This window comes from Azospirillum agricola, from assembly GCF_017876095.1.
In the GTDB taxonomy this organism is placed as follows: Bacteria; Pseudomonadota; Alphaproteobacteria; order Azospirillales; family Azospirillaceae; genus Azospirillum; species Azospirillum agricola.
In genome coordinates this window covers 443,368-463,426 of the sequence record NZ_JAGINM010000002.1, presented here as the reverse complement: position 1 = coordinate 463,426, position 20,059 = coordinate 443,368, and the positions used below count along the sequence as shown (strand labels likewise).

Sequence of the window (20,059 nt, the reverse complement as noted above, 5' to 3'; positions counted from 1 at the left end):
GACGATTTCGACAAGCCCGAACAGCTCCGCAACGGCGAATGGCGCGGGACCGCCGAGGGTGGGGATCCGACCATGGCCGGCTACTGGATTTCCGGCCTGTATTCGCCCTGGCTGCGCTATGGCGCCATCGCCGCGCAGCACGCCAAGGTGCGCAAGGATCCGCCCCGGCTGCGGGTGTTCGTCAACACGGTGCTGGCCGAGACGTGGCGGGTGGAGGATGGCGAGGGCCTGAGCGACGAGGGCTTGCCCGGCCGGCGGATCGACCATGGCGGCGTGCTGCCGGCGGACACGTTGCTGGTGACGGTCGGCGTGGACGTGCAGGACGACCGGCTGGAAGTGCAGTTCGTCGCGTGGCACGCCGACGAGCGGTCCACCGTCTTCCGCCACGTCATCCTGTGGGGCGACCCCAGCGGCAAACAGGTGTGGGCCGATCTGGACGACCTGTTGCACACGCCGATCCCGCACGCCCGCGCCGTGCCCGATCTGGTGCCGCGCGCGGTGTGCGTCGACTCCGGCGGGCACCACACCAGCGCCGTCTACGCCTACTGCCGCGCCCATGCCCGCGAGCGCTATTGGGCGGTGAAGGGACGCGGCGGCCCCGGCGTGCCGATCTGGCCGAAGCGGGCCGGCAAGGGCAAGGGCGGGGCGAACGTCTTCACCGTGGGCGTGGACCAGTGCAAGGGCATCCTCTACGCCCGGCTTCGCAACGGCGAGGCGGGGGCGCCCGGCTACATCGGCTTCGACGCTTCGCTTCCCGATCCGTGGTTCACCCAGCTCACGGCCGAACGGGTGGTGACGCGCTTCGCCAAGGGGCATCCGGTGCGGGAATGGCGGCTGCCCGACAAGGCGCGCAACGAGGCGCTGGATTGCTTCGTCTACGCGCTGGCAGCGCTGCATGGTCTCTATGCCATGGGCCTGGACCTGGAGCGCGAGGCCATCCGGCTGGTGAACGCGCCCTTGAAGGCGGCGGCTCCGGCCGGGCCGGTGCGGGCGGCGCCGTCGGCATCGCCGCGACCGCGCGGCCCGATTCGGTCCAACTATCTGGGAAGAGGTTGATAATCCTATTTAGGATCAATTTCTTCTAATGCGGCTTGCTGTCCTGTATTTTGGCGGTCACGACTTCACCGGGGACCGCCGATGCTTGGGACCGTCCGCCGCCTTCTCTCCACCATGACCGCCGGGCGCCGCTCCCTCGACGCGGCCGGCGGCGGGCGTCTCGGCAACGCCCGCACCGTGCGCAACCTGAACGCCGACATCCTGGCGACCGCGAGCACGATCCAGCGCCGGGCCGCCTACTTCGCCCGCAACAACGCCCACGTCACGGCGGCGGTCAACGCCCTGGTGACGAACATCGTCGGCACCGGCATCAAGCCGTCCTCGCAGCATCCCGACCCGAAGACGCGCGAGACCCTGCACGCCCTGTGGGCACGGTGGACCGACCACTGCGACGTGGACGGCTTCGGCGACTTCTACGCCATGCAGGCGCTCATGGTCCGCCAGATGGTGGAGGCGGGGGAGAGCTTCGCCCGCTTCGTGACCTTCGGCCCGGACGAGGGGTTGGAGGTGCCGTTCCAGCTCCAGGCGATCCACCCGGCGCAAGTGCCGCTCGAAACCCTGTCGGCGCTGGTGGACAACCGCATCCGGGGCGGGATCGAGTTCGATGGCGCCGGGCGCCGCGTCGCCTTCCACGTCCTGCCGGCGCGGCCCGACGATCCGCTGGCGCCGCTGGCGGAGCTGTGGAACCCGGTGGCGATCCCGGCGCGGGACATGGCCCACCTGTTCCACCCGGTGGAGCCCGGCCAGCTTCGCGGGCTGTCCTGGCTGGCCCCGGTGCTGCTGGCGGTGCACGAGGTGGACCAGCTTCAGGACGCCGCCCTGGTGCGGGCGAAGCTGGCGAACCTGCTGTGCGCGGCGCTGGTGGACCCGGACGGCACGGCGGGCGGACTGCCGGGCGACGCAAGCGGCGGAGTTCTGGATTTCGGCCTGGAGCCGGGGACCATCCTGCCGCTGAAGCCGGGGACCTCGCTGGAGTTCTTCGACCCGAAGGAGAGCCAGCACTATGGCGCCTTCATCAAGAGCCACCTTCAGGCGATCGCCGCCGGGCTGGGCGTGCCCTACGAGCTGCTGACCGGCGACCTGTCGGGGGTGAACTACAGCTCGATCCGGGCCGGGCTGGTGGAGTTCCGCAAGCGACTGGAGCACTGGCAGCACAACGTCGTCGTGTTCCGGCTCTGCCGGCCGGTGTGGGACCGCTTCATCCGCACGGCGGTGCTGTCCGGGCTGATCGACTTCCGCGCCTACGAGGCCGATCCGGCGGCGTTCCACCGCGTCGAGTGGCTGCCGCCGAAGCCGGTGTGGGTGGACCCGAAGAAGGACGCCGAGGCCGAGATCCTGATGGTCAACGCCGGCTTCAAGAGCCGGGCGCAGGTGGTGACAGGATTGGGCTACGACCCCGAACAGGTGGACGCGGAGATTGCCGCCGACGCCGCCCGCGCCAAGCGCCTGGGGCTGCCCATTGGCACCACGTCGGCACCCGCGCTCCCGTCCCCGACCGACGCCACCCCCACCGATCCGGAGAGCGCATCCGATGACTGACCCCCTGACCCGCGCCCTTGGCGGCGCCACCCCGGCCACGCTCAACCGCGAGGCCCGCACGGTCGATGTGGTCGCCCTGTCCGGGCTGGCGCCGGCGGTGCGCAAGGCCCCGGCCCCGGATGGCGCGGCGGAAGCCTGGATCGAGGAATTGGACGCGGCGGGTGCGGACCTCGCGCGCTTCATCGGCGGGCCGGCGCTGAAGGATCATCGCGCCACCACCGACAACGCGGTGGGGGTGGTGGACGCGGCGGCGCTGGCGGCCGGCGGGCGCATCGTCGCCACCGTGCGCTTCTCCCGCAAGCCGGCGGCCGACGAGCTGATGGCCGACGTCGGCGACGGCATCGTGCGCGGCGTCTCGCTCGGCTACCGCGTCACCAAGTGGCAACTGGTCGGGCGCCGCGACGGCCTGCGCGTCTTCCGCGCCATCGCCTGGGAACCCTACGAACTCTCCTTCACCCCGGTGCCCGTCGATGCGGGCGCCACCGTTCGTTCGAAAGAGGACAGCATGACCACGACCCCGACGGCGGCGCCGGCCGACACCCCGGCGCAAGTCATCACCACCCCGGCCCCGGCCGACACCAGCCGCGCGGCGGTGAATGCGGAGATCCGCTCCATGGCCCGCGTGGCCGGGCTGGATCAAGCGTGGATCGACGGCCAGATCGACGGGGCCGCCACGGTCGACGCCGCCCGCGCCGCGGCGTTCGCCGAGCTGACCCGCCGCGGCGGCGTCACTATCACCACCGCGGCGCCGATCACGGTCGGCACCGACCACACCGACCCCAGCGCCATCCGCCGCAGCATGTCGGACGCGCTGGCCACCCGGCTCGCTCCCGGCCTGGTCAAAGCCGAGGGGCGGGCGCGGGAGTTCATGGGACACCGGGCGCTCGACATGGTGGGGGAACTGGCGGTGGCGCGCGGCCAGCGCTTCAACCGCTTCGACCAGAACGCGCTGATGGAACGCGCCATCGGGGCGCACACCACGGGCGACTTCCCCCTCCTGCTGGCCGACGCCGGCAACAAGATCCTGCTGGCCCGCTACGCCGTCGCCAACCCGACCTATCGCCTGTGGGCGGCCCGGCGCGGCTTCACCGACTTCAAGCCCCACAAGTTCCTGCGGGTGGGCGACTTCCCCGCCTTCAAGAACCTCGCCGAGTCGGGCGAGGTGAATTACGGCACCATGTCGGAGAACCGGGAGACGGTGGCGGCGGCCGAGTTCGCGACCGGCATCATCCTGGGGCGCCGCGCGCTCATCAACGACGACCTGTCGGCGCTGTCGGACTTCTCCAGCATGATCGCCATCCGCACGGCGGCCGACGAAAACCGGCTGGTCTACGGGCTGCTGACCAGCAACCCGGCCCTGTCGGACGGCAAGGCGCTGTTCCACGCCGACCACGGCAACAAGGCCGCCGCCGGGGCCGCCATCACCGTTGCCAGCGTCGGGGCGGCGGTGGCGGCGCTGCGCAAGATGAAGTCGCTGGACGCCATCCCGCTCAATCTGGCGCCGCGCTTCCTCGTGGTCGGGCCGGACAAGGAACTGGAGGGGCGGCAAGTCCTGGCGAGCATCACCCCGACCAAGGCGGGCGACACCAACCCGTGGGCCGGGCTGATGGAACTGGTGGTGGACGCCAACATCACCGGCAACGGCTGGTACGTCATGGCCGATCCGGGGCTGTGCCCGACCGTGGTCTATGGCTACGTGGCCGGGTCCGAGGGGCCGCAGATCAAGACGGAAACCGACTTCGACAGCCAGTCGGTCAAGGTCCGCGCCGGGCTGGATTTCGGCTATGGCGTGATCGACTTCCGGGGCGCCCACTCCAACGCCGGCAACGCCTGACCATGGCGGCGCTGGCCGACCTCATCGCGTGGCGGGACGCGCTCCAGGCGGCCCGCTACAGCGGCGCCCGGCGGGTGGTCTACGGCGGCAAGGAGACGGAGTTCAAGAGCGACTCCGAGATGGCCGCCGCCCTGGCCGCGCTCAACCGCCAGATCGACGCCGCCGGCACCGCGCCGCGCGTTTCCCTCATCCGCGTTTCATCCTCCAAGGGGATCTGAACCCATGAAGACCTTCATCCAGAACGGCGCCTCGATCACCGTCACGACCCCGGCCGGGGGCGTTACCAGCGGGAGCGGTGTCATCGTCGGCGCGCTGTTCGGCGTGGCCGCGACGACGGCGGCCGAGGGCGAGGCCCTGACCGTCGCCACGGTGGGCGTCTACGAGCTGCCCAAGCTCTCGACGGCGGTGATCGCCGCCGGGGGCCGGGTGTCCTGGGACGCGACCGCCCACCGCTGCGACGCCCCCGGCGCTGGCCGCTATCCCATCGGGGCCGCCATCGAGGCCGCCGGCAACGGGGCCGGGACGGTCAAGGTGCGGCTGGACGGCGTGTCCACCGTCGCCGCGTCCTGATCCGCCAGAACTGGCGGGGCGCGCGGCCCGCCCGATCCCCGGCCGGGGAAGGCCGCGACTCTTCCTCTTCCCCTCCGGTGCCCCATGATCGACTTCGACCGCTTCGCCGTCGCCCCGGCCTTCCTGACCTTCGGGGAGGCCGCGACCTACACCCCGCCGGCCGGTTCGCCCGTCCCCTGCCGCGTCATCCGGGAAGGTGGCGGCAAGCCGGTGAAGTTCGGCCCGGTGACGGTCTACCTTGCCAGCCTCACCTTCGACGTGCGGGCATCGGACGTGCCCGATCCCGCCACCGGGGGCGTGTTCCAGGTGGGCGCCATGGCCTACACCGTGACCGGCACGCCCTACCACCCCGAGGACGATCCGCACGGGCTGGTGTGGAGCTGTGGTGTGCTGTGGGGCGCGCCGATCCTGTACCGCAGCTACAGCGGGGACGGCGGCACCCTGAACCCTCCCAAGGGCAGCGGGTGGAAGCTGGCGGCGGCGGCGCCGGTCGGCGCGGGGTCGGTCAGCATCGCCGGCACCCTGGCGCAAGGCCAGCTCCGGCCGGGCGACCGCGTGACCATCGGGACCACGGTCCACACCGTCACCACCACGACCACGGCGGCATCCGGGCGCTTCGACGCGGTGGGCATCGCCCCGGCGCTGGTGGCGCCAGCCGCCGCCGCGCTCCCCCTGGTGCTGGGCTTCGCCCGCGACTTCCCCGTGCTGGCCGGGATGGCGGGCTATGACGACACCTTTGCGGGCGCCGTCGCCACGGGCACGCGGCGCATCATCGTCATGCAGGATCGCCTGACCGCCGCCGGCTGCACCGACGCGCCGAAGCTGGGGGACATCATCACCTTCGAGGGGCAGCCCTTCACCGTAGGGGCTGCGACCGCGCTCTATCAGGGGGCGGCGCCCTTCGCCTGGGATCTGCAATGCAAATAAGATCGTTGGCAAAACCATTTGGATTGGAATGGTAACAAACAAATCTGCTGTCGCTTGAACAGGTGCAGTTAACCGCACCTGTTCAAGCGACAGTCTCATTAGGCAGCATCCTCATTATCGTCCGGTGCATTCAGGCGCCATTCAATATCTAGGGATAGGTCCATTGGCAATGCAATCGGCTCTTCATCAGGATGTTTACTGTTCCAATAGGAAGCGTCCAAAGTGAGCTGCAACCCGTCACCAATCATTTGCTCTCGTCTGTTCACGAGAGATTTGTGCATAACTTTGCGAGGGGCTTCATTAATATCCCACCAAGTATAGAAGGTCATTTGACCGCTTTGGACGGGAACTGCGTGATAAACTCGATATGGACGCCCAGTTTTGGGATCTCGGCCGATTTCTTCACGCGCCGCATCGGCAAATTGCTTTGCCAATAGCTCAACTGGAGATTTTGGCTGGGGCATAGGCCAGCCTTTCTTTAGCGCGTACTGCGCCACTTTTTGCATATCAATTTCTTGCTCTCCAGATTCATCTTTCCAGGCTCGTATTAAGCGCTGCATATCCCGCTTTTTACTCATGACAAACTTCCTTCGTCGCTGATTAAAGGTCCACTGGGGCAACGTCGCCCCAACCATCTACGATTGCGCTAGGTGCAATGAAGCTTCGCACTTTTACCAAGTGATTCCGGAACCTGTCATATCGGCCCGTCAATCTCTGAAGTTGCCCAGCAACAAGACCTGGGTGGACATTGATTGTTCTTGAGAAACCAAGAAGGTCTATTTCGGAAAAAAATGGTGCCTTTCTTGCGATAAAAGCATCCATCATCTTCTTTGGAACACAAAAATTAGCGGCAGCTTCGTTTGCAATCCGCTCTTCCTCTGGTATATTTGAGCTTGTCCCAGCCTTTTCCCCCTCAAGTTCTGCGTCCAATATGGGCGATGATTTTCCATGACCTTGTATTACGTGCTCAAGTTCATGGCGGAGAACAAACCAGAAATTATCAATTCTATCATATCGGATAGAAAGACCAATTACCGGAGAGCGCTCGTTCAGCCAGAAGCATACCCCATCAATCTTTGCCGATGGCAATGTCTCAACAAGAACAAATCGAATTCCTGCCTCATTCAATATTCTAGGAACTTTCCTCAATTCTTCTGGATGGCGACGTAGATCGCTAAGCCTTTTTACCGCCTCTAGAGCGCCCTGAGTTGTATAGGGGGCTACAATCAACTCGCTTGCGATGCGGCGAACTCGATATAGCCAAGCAAGTTGAGTTGAAGTTACGTCAGGACCAACGATTGTCTTCTTGGCAGCATGAGGCAATATTTCAATTTGATCTGGTGAATCTACTCCAAAGAATTTGGCAAGAGATTTCTCGACCATCGGCACATCACGAATGTCATCAGCTTCAATCCAGCAACGCTTAATCATCTCGGCCACTGGCAAACCTCCGAAGAGGTGCGCGCGTGTTTTTCTACCGGGGTCAGGGCGTGCAGCAATGCGCGCTTTGGCGAGGTCATAAGCTTTCTGAAGCTCAAGAAAACGCTCAGCAGGTACACCGAATACCTCTTCAAGAGACAGCGCCATCGTGGCACTGACTGACTGTTTGTCAGACACAATACGGGTAATTCCCGATTCGTCTACATCTAAGACAATGGCCAAAGTGCGCTTTGTCCATCCTCGATCTTTCAGAAGCGCCTCGATAAGCTGGCCCGGCGTTCGGTACTCTGCTGCGTCGATGGTCATATTATTGCCTTTATATCCCCCAGAGCTCTGCTAGCATGAGCTGGGCACTATAATAGCGAACTTGCGCAAAATCGCAAACTGGGCTTTTCCTTTTTAACTAAGTTATGTGGCTTGGCATCAAGCGGCACCACAGGGTCGGGGCGTGTAGCAGACACGAGCCGAAGTGGGGACGATCAAAGCTCCCGCCGGGGACGATGCCAATGCACCTTATGTCCCCGGAAATATCTTTTACTTTCAATGGGATAGATAGGTCGGGGACAGTGGGAACGTTGGGGACGATGAATTTCCCCAGCTTTCTAGGTCCAGCCCTTGCGGGTCATCAATTGAGCAGAGCGGCGGGCTATCCACGATCCGGTGGGAAGAGGCGTTTCCGTCCGCGAGCGTCCGCTGACAGCGGCGTCAATACGCCTCAAAGTGTGGGGTAAACTGTGGGGGTAAGGATGTTGGCAGAGCCGATTTCGTATTAAAATCAATGCGTTAAAGGAAAATTCTGGCGGATGGGGTGGGATTCGAACCCACGGTAGGCTTGCACCTACGCCAGTTTTCAAGACTGGAGCCTTAAACCGCTCGGCCACCCATCCGATGCGCGTTGAGCCGCAACGCGGAGGACCGAAGTAGCGAATGCGTGGCCTCGGGTCAAGCGTCGCGCGTCCTCACGCCTCATTGGCGGATTGGACGACCCAGAGTGCGCAATCGCTTCACGGGCCTGGGCGGCGAGGGACTGTCGGAAAAATCGGGTAGGGCAGGGGCTCGGTTGATCGTTTTGCGGATCATCTCCGATGTCGCCTCCAGGTCCTCCAGGACCATTGGAAGCACCCGCCCTTCATACTGCGGGCGGCCCAGCCTCTCGCGGGTCTGATCGATCACCCGCAACTCCGGCTCGAACAACTCGCGGGCGCCGATGGGAAGAACCTGGTCCTCGCGCATGCTGGCGAAATACCCGCGTGTCGCCCGCGCCATCATGCCCATCAGCAGCAGATCCATCCGCTCGAACTCGGACCGCAGGTCGGACAGCCTGGCGCCGTTGATGCCGCCCAGCCGCTCCTCGGTCAGGGTCAGAAGGGCACGGACCTCTTCCACTTTCCTGCGGAAATCGAGGAAGGACGAGAAACGGTCGTGACCGATGTCGCGCTGCGCGCGGTCGGCAAGACGGACGGCCTCCGCCGCCTGCCGCTCGATCGCCGACAGCAGCTCCTGAATCTCGTTCCGGCTGTAACCGCGTCTCCAGACCATGGCCGTCTTGCCGTTTCCGTGGAAGCGCGTCCAGCGCCGGGGGAAACCGGCAACCGGACGGCCTCATCCTATCCACGGAAACTTTAACGAAATACCGCGCTGCGGATGATTGCGGCACCAATCAGGCGTCGCGCAGCTCCAGCACCACCGGCGTGTGGTCGGACGCCTTCTCGCCGCCGCGCGGGCGGCGGTCGATGGTGCAGCCGGCCAAGCGGTCGGCCGCCTGCGGCGAGAGCAGGAAATGGTCGATGCGCAAACCCTGGTCGCGCGGCCAGCAGCCGGCCTGGTAATCCCAGAAGGTGTAGGCCCGGTCGTCGTCGTGCAAGGCCCGGTAGGCCTCCGTCAGGCCGAGGTTGATCAAGGCGCGGAACTTGGCCCGCGTCTCCGGCTGGAACAGGGCGTCGCCGGCGAAGGCGGCCGGGCTGAAGACGTCGCGCGGCTCGGGAATGACGTTGTAGTCGCCACCCAGCACGAAGGGGATTTCGTCCGCCAGCAGCTCTCGGGCGCGGGCGTTCAGCCGGTCCATCCAGCGCAGCTTGTAGGCGAACTTCTCGCCCGGCACCGGGTTGCCGTTGGGCAGGTAGAGCGAGGCGATGCGCACCCCGGCCACGGTGGCCTCGACGTAGCGGGCCTGCTCGTCCTCCGGCTCGCCGGGCAGGCGGGGCAGCACGTCCTCGGCCGGGATCTTCGACAGCAGGGCGACGCCGTTGTAGGCCTTCTGCCCGACCACCTCGACGTGGTAGCCGAGTTCCTCGAAGGCGGCGCGCGGGAAGGCGGCGGTCTCGCATTTGATTTCCTGGAAGAGCACGACGTCCGGGGACGCCGCGCGCAGCCAGTCGGTGATCAGCGGAAGGCGGGCCTTCGCCGAGTTGACGTTCCAGGTGGCGATCTTCACGAAAATTCCGTCCGGTCAAGCGGCGCCGGTCAGGCGGCGAAGGAGTTGCCGCAGCCGCAGGACGCGGTGGCGTTGGGGTTCTTGATCTGGAAGGCGGCGCCCATCAGATCCTCGACATAGTCCAGCGTCGCCCCGGCCAGCAGGTCGAGCGAGGCGTCGTCGGTGACGACCTTCGTCCCGTTCTTCTCGAAGACGACATCGTCCTCGTTGACGGCGTCGTCGAAGCCGAAGCCGTACTGGAAGCCGGAGCAGCCGCCGCCCGACACGGTCAGGCGCAGCATCAGGGCCGGGTTGCCCTCGTTGGCGATCAGGAAGGCGACGCGCTTGGCGGCGCTCTCGCTGACGGTCAGGACGCGGTCGCCGGTCTGTGGGGCGGTCTCGACGGGAATCGCGGTGTCGGGCATGGCGGTCGCCTCTGGTGCGATGCGGGAAGTTCCCAGGAATGTAGGGTGAATCCGGGGCCGCGTCAAAGTTCGGCCCCATCCGGTCACGTCATAGCACGCCTTCGCCGTTGCACCCGCGCCCCCCCATGGGTAGTGTCCGCCCCATGATGGCGGACTTTTCCCAGGAACGGCCGGCGCCCTACGCCTGCGACCCGGCGGACACGCGCGGACGGCTGGTGGCCGAGCCGGAAAGCCCGACGCGCTCGTGCTTCCAGCGCGACCGCGACCGCATCGTCCATTCCGGCGGCTTCCGGAAACTGAAATACAAGACGCAGGTCTTCGTCTACCACGAGGGCGACTATTATCGGACCCGGCTGACCCACAGCCTGGAGGTCGCGCAGATCGCCCGTTCCATCAGCCGCACGCTGGGCCTCAACGAGGATCTGGCGGAGGCGGTGGCGCTCGCCCACGACCTTGGCCATACGCCCTTCGGGCATGCCGGGGAGGAGGCGTTGAACGCCTGCATGGAGCCGCACGGCGGCTTCGCCCACAACGACCAGACCCTGCGCATCCTGACCCGGCTGGAGCGCCGCTACGCCGAGTTCGACGGGCTGAACCTGACCTGGGAAACGCTGGAGGGCGTGGTCAAGCACAACGGCCCGCTGCTGCCCATGCTGCCCGGCCGCCGCCTGCCGACCACCATCGCCGATTTCGGCGAGACGTGGGACCTGGAGCTGCACACCAACCCCGGCGCCGAGGCGCAGGTCGCGGCGCTGGCCGACGACATCGCCTACAACAACCACGACATCGACGACGGCCTGCGCGCCGGCCTGTTCACCGTGGACGAGGTGGCGGAACTGCCGCTGGTCGGCCCGGTGATCCGGCAGGTCTGCCAGCAGTACCCGAACCTGGAGCGCTCCCGCCTGATCCACGAGACGGTGCGGCGCATGATCAACGCCATGGTCGGCGACCTGCTGGCCGAGACGCGCCGCCGCCTCGCCGAGCACCGGCCGGGCAGCGCCGCCGAACTGCGCGCCCTGCCGCTGCCGATGGTCAGCTTCAGCCCCGCCATGTGGGAGGCGCACGGACCGGTCCGCGCCTTCCTGCGCCAGCGCATGTACCGCCACTTCCGCGTGAACCGCGAGATGAGCAAGTGCAAGCGGGTGGTGAAGGCGCTGTTCGACCTGTTCATGGCCGAACCCAACACCCTGCCGCCGGAATGGCAGCGCGACATCGCGCGGCACGGCGGCGACGCCGACCTTGCGGTGCGGGCGCGCCATGTGGCCGACTACATCGCCGGCATGACCGACCGCTTCGCGCTGGCCGAATACGGCCGACTTTTCGACATGGATGCCAAGACCTAAGACGATGAATATTTTCAAGGCCTTCGAGAACGATATTCGCACGCTGCTGGACGAGCTGGCCGCCGAGGGCACGATCCCGGCCGGGCTGGACAGCGGCCGTCTGACGGTGGAGCCGCCGCGCGAGGCGGCCCATGGCGACCTGTCGACCAACGCCGCCATGATCCTCGCCAAGCCGGCGAGGATGGCGCCGCGCGCGCTCGCCGAGCTGCTGGTCGCCAAGCTGAGGGCGCGGCCCGACGTGGCGTCCGTTGAGATCGCCGGGCCGGGCTTCGTCAATCTGCGGCTGACCCCGGACGTCTGGCGTGATCGTGTCCGCGACGTGCTGAAGGCCGGGACGTCCTACGGCGACAGCACGCTGGGCAAGGGCGAGCCGGTGAACGTCGAATACGTCTCGGCCAACCCGACTGGCCCGCTGCACGCGGCGCACGGGCGCGGCGCCGTGTTCGGCGACGCGCTGGCGGCGCTGCTGGAGAAGGCCGGCTACGCGGTCACCCGCGAATACTACATCAACGACGCCGGCGCCCAGGTCGACGTGCTGGGACGCTCGACCTACCTGCGCTACCGCGAGGCGCTGGGCGAGGACGTCGGCACCATCCCGGCCGGCCTCTATCCAGGCGAATACCTGAAGGAGGTGGGTGCCGGTCTGGCCGACCGCGACGGCAACAAATGGGTCGGCAAGGACGAGTCCGAATGGCTGCCGGCCTGCCGCGACTTCGCCATCGGGATGATCATGGGCTGGATCCGCGAGGATCTCGGCGTGCTCGGCGTCACCATGGACGTCTACAGCAGCGAGCGCGCGCTGGTGAACGCCGGCGCGGTGGACATCGCGCTGAAGGCGCTGGAGGAGCGTGGCCTGATCTACACCGGCGTGCTGGAGCCGCCGAAGGGCAAGAAGCCCGACGATTGGGAGCCGCGCCCGCAGACCTTGTTCAAGTCCACCGACTTCGGCGACGACGTCGACCGGCCGCTGAAGAAGTCGGACGGCTCCTTCACCTACTTCTCGAACGACATCGCCTATCATTTCGACAAGTACCGCCGGGGTGCGGCGAACCTGATCGACGTCTGGGGCGCCGACCATGGCGGCTACGTCAAGCGCATGCAGTCGGCGACCACCGCGGTGACCGAGGGCAAGGCCTCGCTCGACGTCAAGCTCTGCCAGCTCGTCCACCTGATGCAGAACGGCGAGCCGGTGAAGATGTCGAAGCGGGCCGGCACCTTCGTCACGCTGCGCGACGTGATCGAGCAGGTCGGCAGGGACGTCGTCCGCTTCATCATGCTGACCCGGCGCAATGACCAGACGCTGGATTTCGACTTCGCCAAGGTGACCGAGCAGTCCAAGGACAACCCTGTCTTCTACGTGCAGTACGCCCACGCCCGCTGCCGCTCGGTGCTGCGCCATGCGGCGACCGCGCTGCCGCATGTCGACCAGAACCCGGCGGCGCTCGCCGCCGCCGCCAATCTCGCCCGGCTCGACGCCGAGGAGGAGATGATTCTGGCCAAGCGGATGGCGACCTGGCCGCGCCTGGTCGAATCCGCCGCCGAGGCGCACGAGCCGCACCGCATCGCCTTCTACCTCTACGACCTCGCCAGCGAGTTCCACGCGCTGTGGAACCGCGGCCGCGACGACGCCTCGCTGCGCTTCCTGATCGAGGGCGACGAGGAGGTCACGGTGGCCCGGCTGGCGCTGATCGCCGCCGTGTCGACGGTGATCGCGTCGGGCCTGAAGGTGATGGGCGTCGAGCCGGTGGAGGAACTGCGTTCATGAGGGCCGGTTCATGAGGTATGAGGGCGACGTGAACTACGCCTCCAACCCCTACGGCGCCCCGCCGCCGCGTCAGGGTCCGGGCAAGCGCGGCCTGTTTGCGCTGGGCTTCGCCGTGGTCGGCATCGTCGCCTTCGCCGGCACCATCATCGTGAGCTACCGGGGCGGCGACCACGCGTCGTCGGACGGTCCACCGCTGTTGACCGCCGACGCGACGCCCGCCAAGTCGCGGCCCGAGCAGCCGGGCGGCATGGAGGTGCCGCACCAGGACAAGCTGGTCTATGAACGGCTGCACGACCGCGCCAGCGGCAATCATCCCACCGTCGAGCGGCTGCTGCCGCCGCCCGAGGTGCCGTTGCCGCGCCCGGTGGTGACACCGGCGATGCCGGCGCCGGCACCCCTGCCGAGCGCTCCGACGGTGGCGCAGGTGCCGCCCCCGCCGCCGGGCGCGACCTCGACGGTTCCGCGCGACGCGATGGACGCGACGGCCATGTCGGCCGCGCCGGTCCAGGCTCCGGCGCCGGCGGCCGCCGCGTCGACCGCCAAGCCGGTCCCGCCGTCGGTCGCGAAGACGCCGGCCGGTCAACCCGCCACCCAACCCGCCACCCAACCCGTTGCCCCGCCCGCCGCCAAGCCGGCCAATCCGCCTCAGCAAGCGGCAGCCCTGCCGCCGCCCAAGGCGGCGACGCCGCCGGCTCCGGTCAACGCGGCCAAGCCGGCCCCGGCTCCGGCCGCCGCTCAATCGCCGGCTCAGCCGTCCCAGCCTGCCAAGCCGGCGCCCGCCGTTGCCGGCGGCTCCGGATCCTGGCGGATCCAGCTCGCCTCGGTGCGCAGCGAGGCCGAGGCGGCGGCGGAGTGGAAGCGAATCTCCGGGCGGTACGCCGAAGCGCTCGGCGGGTTGTCCATGCAGGTCGCCAAGGTCGATCTCGGCGAGAAGGGCATCTTCTACCGTGTCCAGGGAGCGGGCGCCGACGAAGCCCGCGCGAAATCCATCTGCGCCCAGCTTCGCGCGCAAAACACGGGGTGTGTGGTTGTCCGTCCCTGATTCCACCGCCGCGACGAGCGGGGCGGCGACGCCCCACCCGCCGCGCGCGGTCGTCTTCGGCTGCGCCGGGCCGCTGCTCGACCCCGCCGAGGCCACCTTCTTCCGCGATGCCGACCCGCTCGGCTTCATCCTGTTCCGCCGCAACTGCGAGACGCCCGGACAGGTCGCGGCGCTGGTCACCGACCTGCGCGCCTCCGTCGGCCGTCCCGACGCCCCGGTGCTGATCGACCAGGAGGGCGGGCGGGTCGCCCGCATGCGCCCGCCGCACTGGGCGGCGCACCCGCCGATGGGGGTGTTCGGCGCGCTCGCCGACCGCGACCGCGTCGCCGGGCGCGAGGCCGCCTGGATCAACGGCCGGCTGCTCGCCCACATGCTGGCCGAGGTCGGGGTGACGGTGGATTGCGCCCCGGTCTGCGACGTTCCGGTCGAGGGAGCCCACGACATCATCGGCGACCGCGCCTTCTCCCGCGACCCGGCGCTGGTGTCGGAGTTGGCGCGGGCGACGGCGGACGGGCTGCTGGCCGGCGGGGTGCTGCCGGTCATCAAGCACATCCCCGGCCATGGCCGGGCCTTCGCCGACAGCCACGCCGAGCTTCCGGTCGTCGACGCCCCGCGCGCCGCGCTGGAGGCGACCGACTTCGCCCCCTTCCGCGCGCTCGCCGACCTGCCGCTGGGCATGGTCGCCCATGTCGTGCTGAAGGACATCGACCCGGACGCCCCGGCCAGCACCTCGGCCACCGTGATGCGCGAGGTGGTGCGCGGTCCCTCCATCGGCTTCGACGGGCTGCTGTTCAGCGACGACCTTTCGATGAACGCGCTCGACGGCGGCGTCGCGGAGCGGGCGCGGTCGGTGCTGGCGGCCGGCATGGACATCGTGCTCCACTGCAACGGCGATCTGGCGGAGATGCGGGCGGTGGCCGCCGTCGTCCCGCCGATGGACGACGCGGCGCTGGAGCGCTGGGCGCGGGCGCGGGCGATGGCCGGCCGGCCGCAGCCCGCCGACCCGCAGGAATTGTCGGCGCGGCTGGCGGCGCTTCTCGGCCCGCTAGCGGCCTGACGAAAGGGAACGGCGATGGAGGAATGGATCTTCCGCGTGACGGCCGTGGCCCTGCCGGCCATCATCGCCATCACGCTGCACGAGGCGGCGCACGGCTTCGTCGCGTGGCGGCTCGGCGACGACACCGCCTACCGGCTGGGGCGCGTCACCTTCAACCCGCTGCGCCACATCGACCCGTTCGGGACGGTGCTGCTGCCGGCGCTGATGTACTTCACCACCGGGTTCGTCTTCGGCTGGGCCAAGCCGGTGCCGGTCAATTTCGGCCGGCTCGACCACCCCCGCCGCGACATGGTGTGGGTGGCGCTCGCCGGGCCGGGCACCAACTTCCTGCTGGCGGTCGTCTCGGCGGTGCTGTGGGGGTTGGTCGATCCGCAGAACGGCATCGTCGAGGCCTGGCTGCGCGCGGCGTCCGAGGTGTCGATCCTCGTCAACGTCATCCTGATGGTGTTCAACCTGATCCCGCTGCCGCCGCTCGACGGCGGCCGGGTCGCGGTCGGCGTGCTGCCCTATGCGCTCGCCTTCCCGCTGGCCCGGCTGGAGCGGTTCGGCATGCTGATCCTGCTCGGCGCCTTCTTCCTGCTGCCGATGCTGGGGCGCGAGTTCGGCTACGACCTCAACGTGATGACCTGGGTGCTCGGTCCGCCGGTGGACGCGGTGATCGAGTTCATCCAGATTCTGACCGGCAACGGGTAGGGCAGGGCGCATGGCCACCAGCCGCAAGGCGGAGGACGCGATCCGCGACACGGAGGGCGCATCCGAACCCGTCGTCGCGCCCGTCGCCGTGTCCGACCAGCTCATGCTGGTCCTCGATGGCTTCGAGGGGCCGCTCGACATGCTGCTGGCGCTGGGGCGCGAGCAGAAGGTCGACCTCACCCGCATCTCGATCCTGGAACTGGCCGACCAGTATCTCGCCTTCGTCGCCGAGGCGCGGAAGGTTCGGCTGGAGCTGGCCGCCGACTATCTGGTGATGGCGGCGTGGCTGGCCTACCTGAAATCCCGCCTGCTGCTGCCGGCGCTGGAGGACGAGGAGCCGTCCGGCGAGGACATGGCGGCGGCGCTCGCCTTCCAGCTCCAGCGGCTGGAGGCGATGAAGGAGGCCGCCGCCAAGCTGTTCACCCGCCACCGGCTGGGCCACGATGTCTTCGCCCGGGGTGCCCCGGAGGACATCGACATCCGTCGCAAGTCGGTCTACGAGGTCACGCTCTACGACCTGCTGCGCGCCTATGGCGAGCACCGCAAGCGGCGGGAAGGCGGCGTCCTGCACATCGCCCCGATCCGCCTCTATTCGATGGAGGACGCCGTCCGCCGGCTCTCCGGCCTGCTCGGCCACATGCCGGACTGGGCCACCCTGGCGAGCTTCCTGCCCGGGGAGGAGGGCGGCCCGCTGCTGACCCGTTCCGCCATGGCGGCGCATTTCGCGGCGACGCTGGAGCTGGCCAAGGCCGGCCGGGTCGAACTGCGCCAGGACGGCGCCTTCACCCCCCTCTATGTCCGCAGCGCCCGCCACGACCGTGACGGCGACGCCGGCGGCGAATGACCTGAGACGATGATCAAGGAAGTGACCAACCCCGAGGAGGTCGAGGCCCGCATCGGCAAGCTCCGCCTGCTCGAAGCCCTGCTCTTCGCCTCCGCCGATCCGCTCGACGAGGAGACGTTGGCTGCCCGCGTCGGTCCCGACGTGCCCGCCCTGCTGGAGGAGTTGCGCGCCCATTACGCGCCGCGCGGCGTCAACCTCGCGCGCACGGGGGCCGGCTGGTCCTTCCGCACCGCCGCCGATCTGGCGCCCCTGCTGCGCCAGGAGGAGGAGGTCTCGAAGAAGCTGTCCCGCGCCGCCATCGAGACGCTGGCCATCGTCGCCTACCACCAGCCGGTGACCCGCGCCGAGATCGAGGCGATCCGCGGCGTCACGACCAGCAAGGGCACGCTCGACATCCTGATGGAGCATGGCTGGATCCGCCCCGGCCGCCGCCGCGAGACGCCGGGCCGCCCGCTGACCTGGGTGACGACCGACCATTTCCTCGACCATTTCGGACTGGAGACGCTGCGCGACCTGCCGAGCGTCGAGGATCTGCGCGCCGCCGGCCTGCTCGATTCGCGGCCGGTGCTGCTGGGTCTGGGCGGGTTGGCCGACGACGCTCCGGCCGCGCCCGCGCCGGACGACGAGGATTGACGCGCGTCCGCTCCGGTGAAGCCTTCGTAATCAAAAGGTTCCGCCGGCCGGCAGGCGTTGCGACGGAATGTCCTTTCTGCCATAGTGCCGGCCCGTCGCATGTTCGACCAATCGGGATACCGCGTCATGGGCAGTTTCAGCATCTGGCATTGGGTCATCGTTCTTCTCATCGTGCTGCTCCTGTTCGGCGCGGGGAAGCTTCCCAAGGTGATGGGCGACCTCGCCAAGGGCGTGAAGTCGTTCAAGGCCGGCCTGAAGGAGGAGGACGAGGCGTCCGATCCCGCCGCGACCGCCAAGGTCATCCCGAACCAGCCGGCCAACACGGTCGACCACGCGGCCAAGAAGGACGAGGCGGTTCGCGGCTGAGCGGGGGTGCCGCCCGGCACCTCCCGGCCCCTATCGTCTCGGTGAAGCCGGAATACCATGTTCGATATTGCCTGGTCCGAACTGCTGCTGATCGCGGTCGTGGCTCTCATCTTCATCGGGCCGAAGGATTTGCCGAAGGCGATCTACACCTTCGGCAAATGGGTGCGGAAGGCGCGTGGTGTGGCGCGCGAGTTCCAGACCCACATCGACGACATGATGCGCGAGACCGAGTTGGACGAGCTTCGTCGCGAAGCTCTGAAGACCCGCGACATGAACATCAAGAAGATGATGGAGGACACCATCGACCCCAAGGGCGAGGTGTCCAAGGCCTTCGACGTCGGCTTGGCCGGCCACCCCGGCAGCCCGCCGGAAGCGGAGGCCAAGCCGGACGTCGGCGCGGTGCCCGCCGCCGATCCGGTGTCCCCGGCCGAACCGGCCGCCGCGCCGCCGGCCCCGGCCCCGGCAATCGAGACGGGCGCCCAGCCGACGCTCGAACCATCCGACAAGCCGGCGTCCGCGCCGGTTCCCGTTCCGGCGGCTTCCCACCCGACGGACAAGCAGGCGTAAAGACGATCCCATGACCGGCGACACGCAGGACGACCTCGAAGACAGCAAGATGCCGCTGATCGATCACCTGATCGAACTGCGCAACCGGTTGATGTGGGCCATCGGCGCGATCCTGATCGCGTTCCTGCTGTGCTACGCCGTCTCCGACAAGATCTACAATTTCCTGGTCCAGCCGCTGGCCGACATCCTGGCCGGGCAGGGGCGCCGGATGATCTACACCGGCCTGACCGAAGCCTTCTTCACCTATGTGAAGGTCGCCTTCTGGGCCGGCTGCTTCATCTCCTTCCCGATCGTCGCCAGCCAGATCTGGATGTTCGTCGCTCCCGGCCTCTACAAGCACGAGCGGCGCGCCTTTCTGCCCTTCCTGGCCGCCACCCCGGTGCTGTTCCTGACCGGCGCGGCGATGGTCTATTACTTCATCTTCCCGATGGCGTGGCGCTTCTTCCTGGGTTTCGAGTTCCATCCCGGCGGCGACGCGGCGGCGCTGCCCATCGAGTTCGAGGCGCGCGTCGGCGAATACCTGCATCTGGTGATGTCGCTGATCTTCGCCTTCGGCATCGCCTTCCAGCTTCCGGTGCTGCTGACCCTGCTGATCCGCGCCGGGCTGGTGACGACGGAGATGCTGGCCTCCAAGCGCCGCTACGCCATCGTCTTCGCCTTCGTGGTCGCCGCCGTGCTGACCCCGCCGGACGTCATCAGCCAGGTCAGCCTGGCGATCCCGTTGCTGGCGCTCTACGAGATCTCGATCCTCATCGGCCGCCGCATGGAAAGGAAGAAGGCCGCCGACGAGGCCGCCGAGTAACCGGGCTGGACAAGAGGATGCTTCGCATGGCCGGGCGTTGAGCCCGGCCATTTCTTTTGCGGATGCAGCCCTTATTCGGCGACCTGTTCGCCGGACCCGCCGAAGGCGGACGGGAAGTCCTTGAACTTGGGCAGGCCGTCGCGGATCGGCAGCACGGTCTCGGCGTAGTTGACGTGGACGGCCGGGCTGAAGGCGAGCGTCGGGATCGTCGCGGAGAACACGTCGACCAGACCGAGCGGCGGATGGTTGGTCATCAGATGGCCGCCGCACTTCGCGCAGTACTGACGCTGGCTGAGCGGTGTCTTCTGGAAGGTCGCGATGTGCTCGGCTCCCGCCGTGACCGTCACGGCCTCCGGCTTCCACAGGCTGAAGGCGTTCACCGGGCCGCCGGACCACGACCGGCAGGAGCGGCAATGGCAATAGCCCATGGCTTCCGGCTCTCCGGAGACCTCCAACTCGACCGCGCCGCAAAAGCAGCGTCCGATGTGCGACATGGCGTTTCCCCTCGCGTTTTTGTCTGGAACACCGAGGACGATAGCAGAGCAGGTCGTGGGAAATCCTTGAGTCGAAAGAGAGCTTGCGCCGCACCGATGGGCGTCGATGTCCTTCCTACGTGAACCGCGCGGTTGACCGGACCGTTCTCCGGCACGATGTTTCCTTCCAGCCCCGTATTCCTCGGCCGTTCCGGGCAAGATTCCGTCCCATTGTGGACAGCCTTCCAAACTCGCGCTAAAAGCACGGTT

The 20,059-nt window shown here is 67.8% G+C and carries 22 protein-coding genes and 1 tRNA gene; 16 read left to right on the top strand and 7 right to left on the bottom strand.

Annotated features, from left to right (window positions below; translation table 11 throughout):
• From J2847_RS04615 to J2847_RS04590, 6 genes are all read left to right on the top strand, one after another.
• A partial coding sequence (locus J2847_RS04615; RefSeq protein ID WP_209777294.1) for a terminase gpA endonuclease subunit occupies positions 1-1,056 on the top strand: 1,056 nt, incomplete at its 5' end.
• 81 nt (positions 1,057-1,137) lie between these two features.
• Positions 1,138-2,595 carry a phage portal protein gene (locus J2847_RS04610; protein WP_233474267.1) on the top strand — a complete coding sequence of 486 codons (1,458 nt, stop codon included), beginning with the start codon at positions 1,138-1,140 and terminating at the stop codon, positions 2,593-2,595.
• Positions 2,588-4,429, top strand: coding sequence for a prohead protease/major capsid protein fusion protein (locus J2847_RS04605; RefSeq protein WP_209777293.1), 1,842 nt, complete (start codon positions 2,588-2,590; stop codon positions 4,427-4,429). Before J2847_RS04610 ends, J2847_RS04605 begins: the two co-directional genes overlap by 8 nt.
• Before the next feature lie 2 nt (positions 4,430-4,431).
• A complete protein-coding gene (locus J2847_RS04600; RefSeq protein ID WP_209777291.1) occupies positions 4,432-4,647 on the top strand; it encodes a phage head-tail joining protein in 216 nt (71 codons plus the stop codon).
• A 4-nt stretch (positions 4,648-4,651) separates the two neighbouring features.
• The gene (locus tag J2847_RS04595) at positions 4,652-4,999 is read left to right on the top strand and encodes a DUF2190 family protein (RefSeq protein WP_209777290.1); all 348 of its coding nucleotides are present in this window, start codon (positions 4,652-4,654) and stop codon (positions 4,997-4,999) included.
• A gap of 84 nt (positions 5,000-5,083) precedes the next feature.
• Positions 5,084-5,926, top strand: a complete 843-nt coding sequence (locus J2847_RS04590) for a head-tail joining protein (RefSeq protein ID WP_209777289.1) — start codon at positions 5,084-5,086, stop codon at positions 5,924-5,926.
• 98 nt (positions 5,927-6,024) lie between these two features.
• On the opposite strand, the gene J2847_RS04585 is transcribed toward J2847_RS04590, so the two are convergent.
• From J2847_RS04585 to erpA, 6 genes are all read right to left on the bottom strand, one after another.
• On the bottom strand, positions 6,025-6,504 hold the full coding sequence (locus J2847_RS04585; RefSeq protein WP_209777287.1) for a hypothetical protein: 480 nt from the start codon (positions 6,502-6,504) through the stop codon (positions 6,025-6,027).
• Positions 6,505-6,526: 22 nt separating this feature from the next.
• Complete coding sequence (locus J2847_RS04580) at positions 6,527-7,672, bottom strand: HigA family addiction module antitoxin (protein WP_209777286.1); 1,146 nt, start codon at positions 7,670-7,672, stop codon at positions 6,527-6,529.
• 491 nt (positions 7,673-8,163) lie between these two features.
• Positions 8,164-8,253: transfer RNA gene (locus J2847_RS04575), tRNA-Ser, on the bottom strand.
• A 79-nt stretch (positions 8,254-8,332) separates the two neighbouring features.
• Positions 8,333-8,905 carry a hypothetical protein gene (locus J2847_RS04570; RefSeq protein ID WP_209777284.1) on the bottom strand — a complete coding sequence of 191 codons (573 nt, stop codon included), beginning with the start codon at positions 8,903-8,905 and terminating at the stop codon, positions 8,333-8,335.
• A 121-nt stretch (positions 8,906-9,026) separates the two neighbouring features.
• Complete coding sequence (locus J2847_RS04565) at positions 9,027-9,800, bottom strand: exodeoxyribonuclease III (protein WP_209777283.1); 774 nt, start codon at positions 9,798-9,800, stop codon at positions 9,027-9,029.
• Positions 9,801-9,829: 29 nt separating this feature from the next.
• Positions 9,830-10,204: an iron-sulfur cluster insertion protein ErpA gene (gene erpA, locus J2847_RS04560; protein ID WP_209777281.1), complete on the bottom strand. Its 375-nt coding sequence runs from the start codon at positions 10,202-10,204 to the stop codon at positions 9,830-9,832.
• Positions 10,205-10,347: 143 nt separating this feature from the next.
• Between erpA and J2847_RS04555 the strand changes: the two genes are divergently transcribed.
• From J2847_RS04555 to tatC, 10 genes are all read left to right on the top strand, one after another.
• A complete protein-coding gene (locus J2847_RS04555; RefSeq protein WP_085556478.1) occupies positions 10,348-11,547 on the top strand; it encodes a deoxyguanosinetriphosphate triphosphohydrolase in 1,200 nt (399 codons plus the stop codon).
• Positions 11,548-11,551: 4 nt separating this feature from the next.
• Positions 11,552-13,312 (top strand): arginine--tRNA ligase, encoded by a 1,761-nt coding sequence (gene argS / locus J2847_RS04550; protein ID WP_209777279.1) that lies wholly within the window; start codon positions 11,552-11,554, stop codon positions 13,310-13,312.
• 10 nt (positions 13,313-13,322) lie between these two features.
• Positions 13,323-14,354, top strand: a complete 1,032-nt coding sequence (locus J2847_RS04545; RefSeq protein WP_209777277.1) for an SPOR domain-containing protein — start codon at positions 13,323-13,325, stop codon at positions 14,352-14,354.
• The gene (nagZ, locus tag J2847_RS04540) at positions 14,341-15,411 is read left to right on the top strand and encodes a beta-N-acetylhexosaminidase (RefSeq protein WP_209777276.1); all 1,071 of its coding nucleotides are present in this window, start codon (positions 14,341-14,343) and stop codon (positions 15,409-15,411) included. The genes J2847_RS04545 and nagZ overlap by 14 nt, the downstream gene beginning before the upstream one ends.
• Positions 15,412-15,426: 15 nt before the next feature.
• Positions 15,427-16,104, top strand: coding sequence for a site-2 protease family protein (locus J2847_RS04535; protein ID WP_209777274.1), 678 nt, complete (start codon positions 15,427-15,429; stop codon positions 16,102-16,104).
• 103 nt (positions 16,105-16,207) lie between these two features.
• On the top strand, positions 16,208-16,948 hold the full coding sequence (locus J2847_RS04530) for a segregation and condensation protein A (protein WP_233474289.1): 741 nt from the start codon (positions 16,208-16,210) through the stop codon (positions 16,946-16,948).
• A 9-nt stretch (positions 16,949-16,957) separates the two neighbouring features.
• Positions 16,958-17,581, top strand: coding sequence for an SMC-Scp complex subunit ScpB (gene scpB, locus J2847_RS04525; RefSeq protein ID WP_209777271.1), 624 nt, complete (start codon positions 16,958-16,960; stop codon positions 17,579-17,581).
• 126 nt (positions 17,582-17,707) lie between these two features.
• The gene (locus J2847_RS04520; protein WP_085557341.1) at positions 17,708-17,947 is read left to right on the top strand and encodes a twin-arginine translocase TatA/TatE family subunit; all 240 of its coding nucleotides are present in this window, start codon (positions 17,708-17,710) and stop codon (positions 17,945-17,947) included.
• Positions 17,948-18,004: 57 nt separating this feature from the next.
• On the top strand, positions 18,005-18,514 hold the full coding sequence (gene tatB / locus J2847_RS04515; RefSeq protein ID WP_209777270.1) for a Sec-independent protein translocase protein TatB: 510 nt from the start codon (positions 18,005-18,007) through the stop codon (positions 18,512-18,514).
• 10 nt (positions 18,515-18,524) lie between these two features.
• Complete coding sequence (tatC, locus tag J2847_RS04510; RefSeq protein WP_209777268.1) at positions 18,525-19,316, top strand: twin-arginine translocase subunit TatC; 792 nt, start codon at positions 18,525-18,527, stop codon at positions 19,314-19,316.
• 71 nt (positions 19,317-19,387) lie between these two features.
• On the opposite strand, the gene J2847_RS04505 is transcribed toward tatC, so the two are convergent.
• Positions 19,388-19,810, bottom strand: coding sequence for a GFA family protein (locus J2847_RS04505; RefSeq protein ID WP_209777266.1), 423 nt, complete (start codon positions 19,808-19,810; stop codon positions 19,388-19,390).
• Positions 19,811-20,059: the final 249 nt, after the last annotated feature.

Coding starts and splice junctions, on each gene's coding strand:
- J2847_RS04610 (WP_233474267.1), top strand. CDS start 1,138: ATGCTTGGGACCGTCCGCCGCCTTCTCTCCACCATGACCGCCGGGCGC.
- J2847_RS04605 (WP_209777293.1), top strand. CDS start 2,588: ATGACTGACCCCCTGACCCGCGCCCTTGGCGGCGCCACCCCGGCCACG.
- J2847_RS04600 (WP_209777291.1), top strand. CDS start 4,432: ATGGCGGCGCTGGCCGACCTCATCGCGTGGCGGGACGCGCTCCAGGCG.
- J2847_RS04595 (WP_209777290.1), top strand. CDS start 4,652: ATGAAGACCTTCATCCAGAACGGCGCCTCGATCACCGTCACGACCCCG.
- J2847_RS04590 (WP_209777289.1), top strand. CDS start 5,084: ATGATCGACTTCGACCGCTTCGCCGTCGCCCCGGCCTTCCTGACCTTC.
- J2847_RS04585 (WP_209777287.1), bottom strand. CDS start 6,504: ATGAGTAAAAAGCGGGATATGCAGCGCTTAATACGAGCCTGGAAAGAT.
- J2847_RS04580 (WP_209777286.1), bottom strand. CDS start 7,672: ATGACCATCGACGCAGCAGAGTACCGAACGCCGGGCCAGCTTATCGAG.
- J2847_RS04570 (WP_209777284.1), bottom strand. CDS start 8,905: ATGGTCTGGAGACGCGGTTACAGCCGGAACGAGATTCAGGAGCTGCTG.
- erpA (WP_209777281.1), bottom strand. CDS start 10,204: ATGCCCGACACCGCGATTCCCGTCGAGACCGCCCCACAGACCGGCGAC.
- J2847_RS04555 (WP_085556478.1), top strand. CDS start 10,348: ATGATGGCGGACTTTTCCCAGGAACGGCCGGCGCCCTACGCCTGCGAC.
- argS (WP_209777279.1), top strand. CDS start 11,552: ATGAATATTTTCAAGGCCTTCGAGAACGATATTCGCACGCTGCTGGAC.
- J2847_RS04545 (WP_209777277.1), top strand. CDS start 13,323: ATGAGGTATGAGGGCGACGTGAACTACGCCTCCAACCCCTACGGCGCC.
- J2847_RS04535 (WP_209777274.1), top strand. CDS start 15,427: ATGGAGGAATGGATCTTCCGCGTGACGGCCGTGGCCCTGCCGGCCATC.
- J2847_RS04530 (WP_233474289.1), top strand. CDS start 16,208: ATGCTGGTCCTCGATGGCTTCGAGGGGCCGCTCGACATGCTGCTGGCG.
- scpB (WP_209777271.1), top strand. CDS start 16,958: ATGATCAAGGAAGTGACCAACCCCGAGGAGGTCGAGGCCCGCATCGGC.
- J2847_RS04520 (WP_085557341.1), top strand. CDS start 17,708: ATGGGCAGTTTCAGCATCTGGCATTGGGTCATCGTTCTTCTCATCGTG.
- tatB (WP_209777270.1), top strand. CDS start 18,005: ATGTTCGATATTGCCTGGTCCGAACTGCTGCTGATCGCGGTCGTGGCT.
- tatC (WP_209777268.1), top strand. CDS start 18,525: ATGACCGGCGACACGCAGGACGACCTCGAAGACAGCAAGATGCCGCTG.
- J2847_RS04505 (WP_209777266.1), bottom strand. CDS start 19,810: ATGTCGCACATCGGACGCTGCTTTTGCGGCGCGGTCGAGTTGGAGGTC.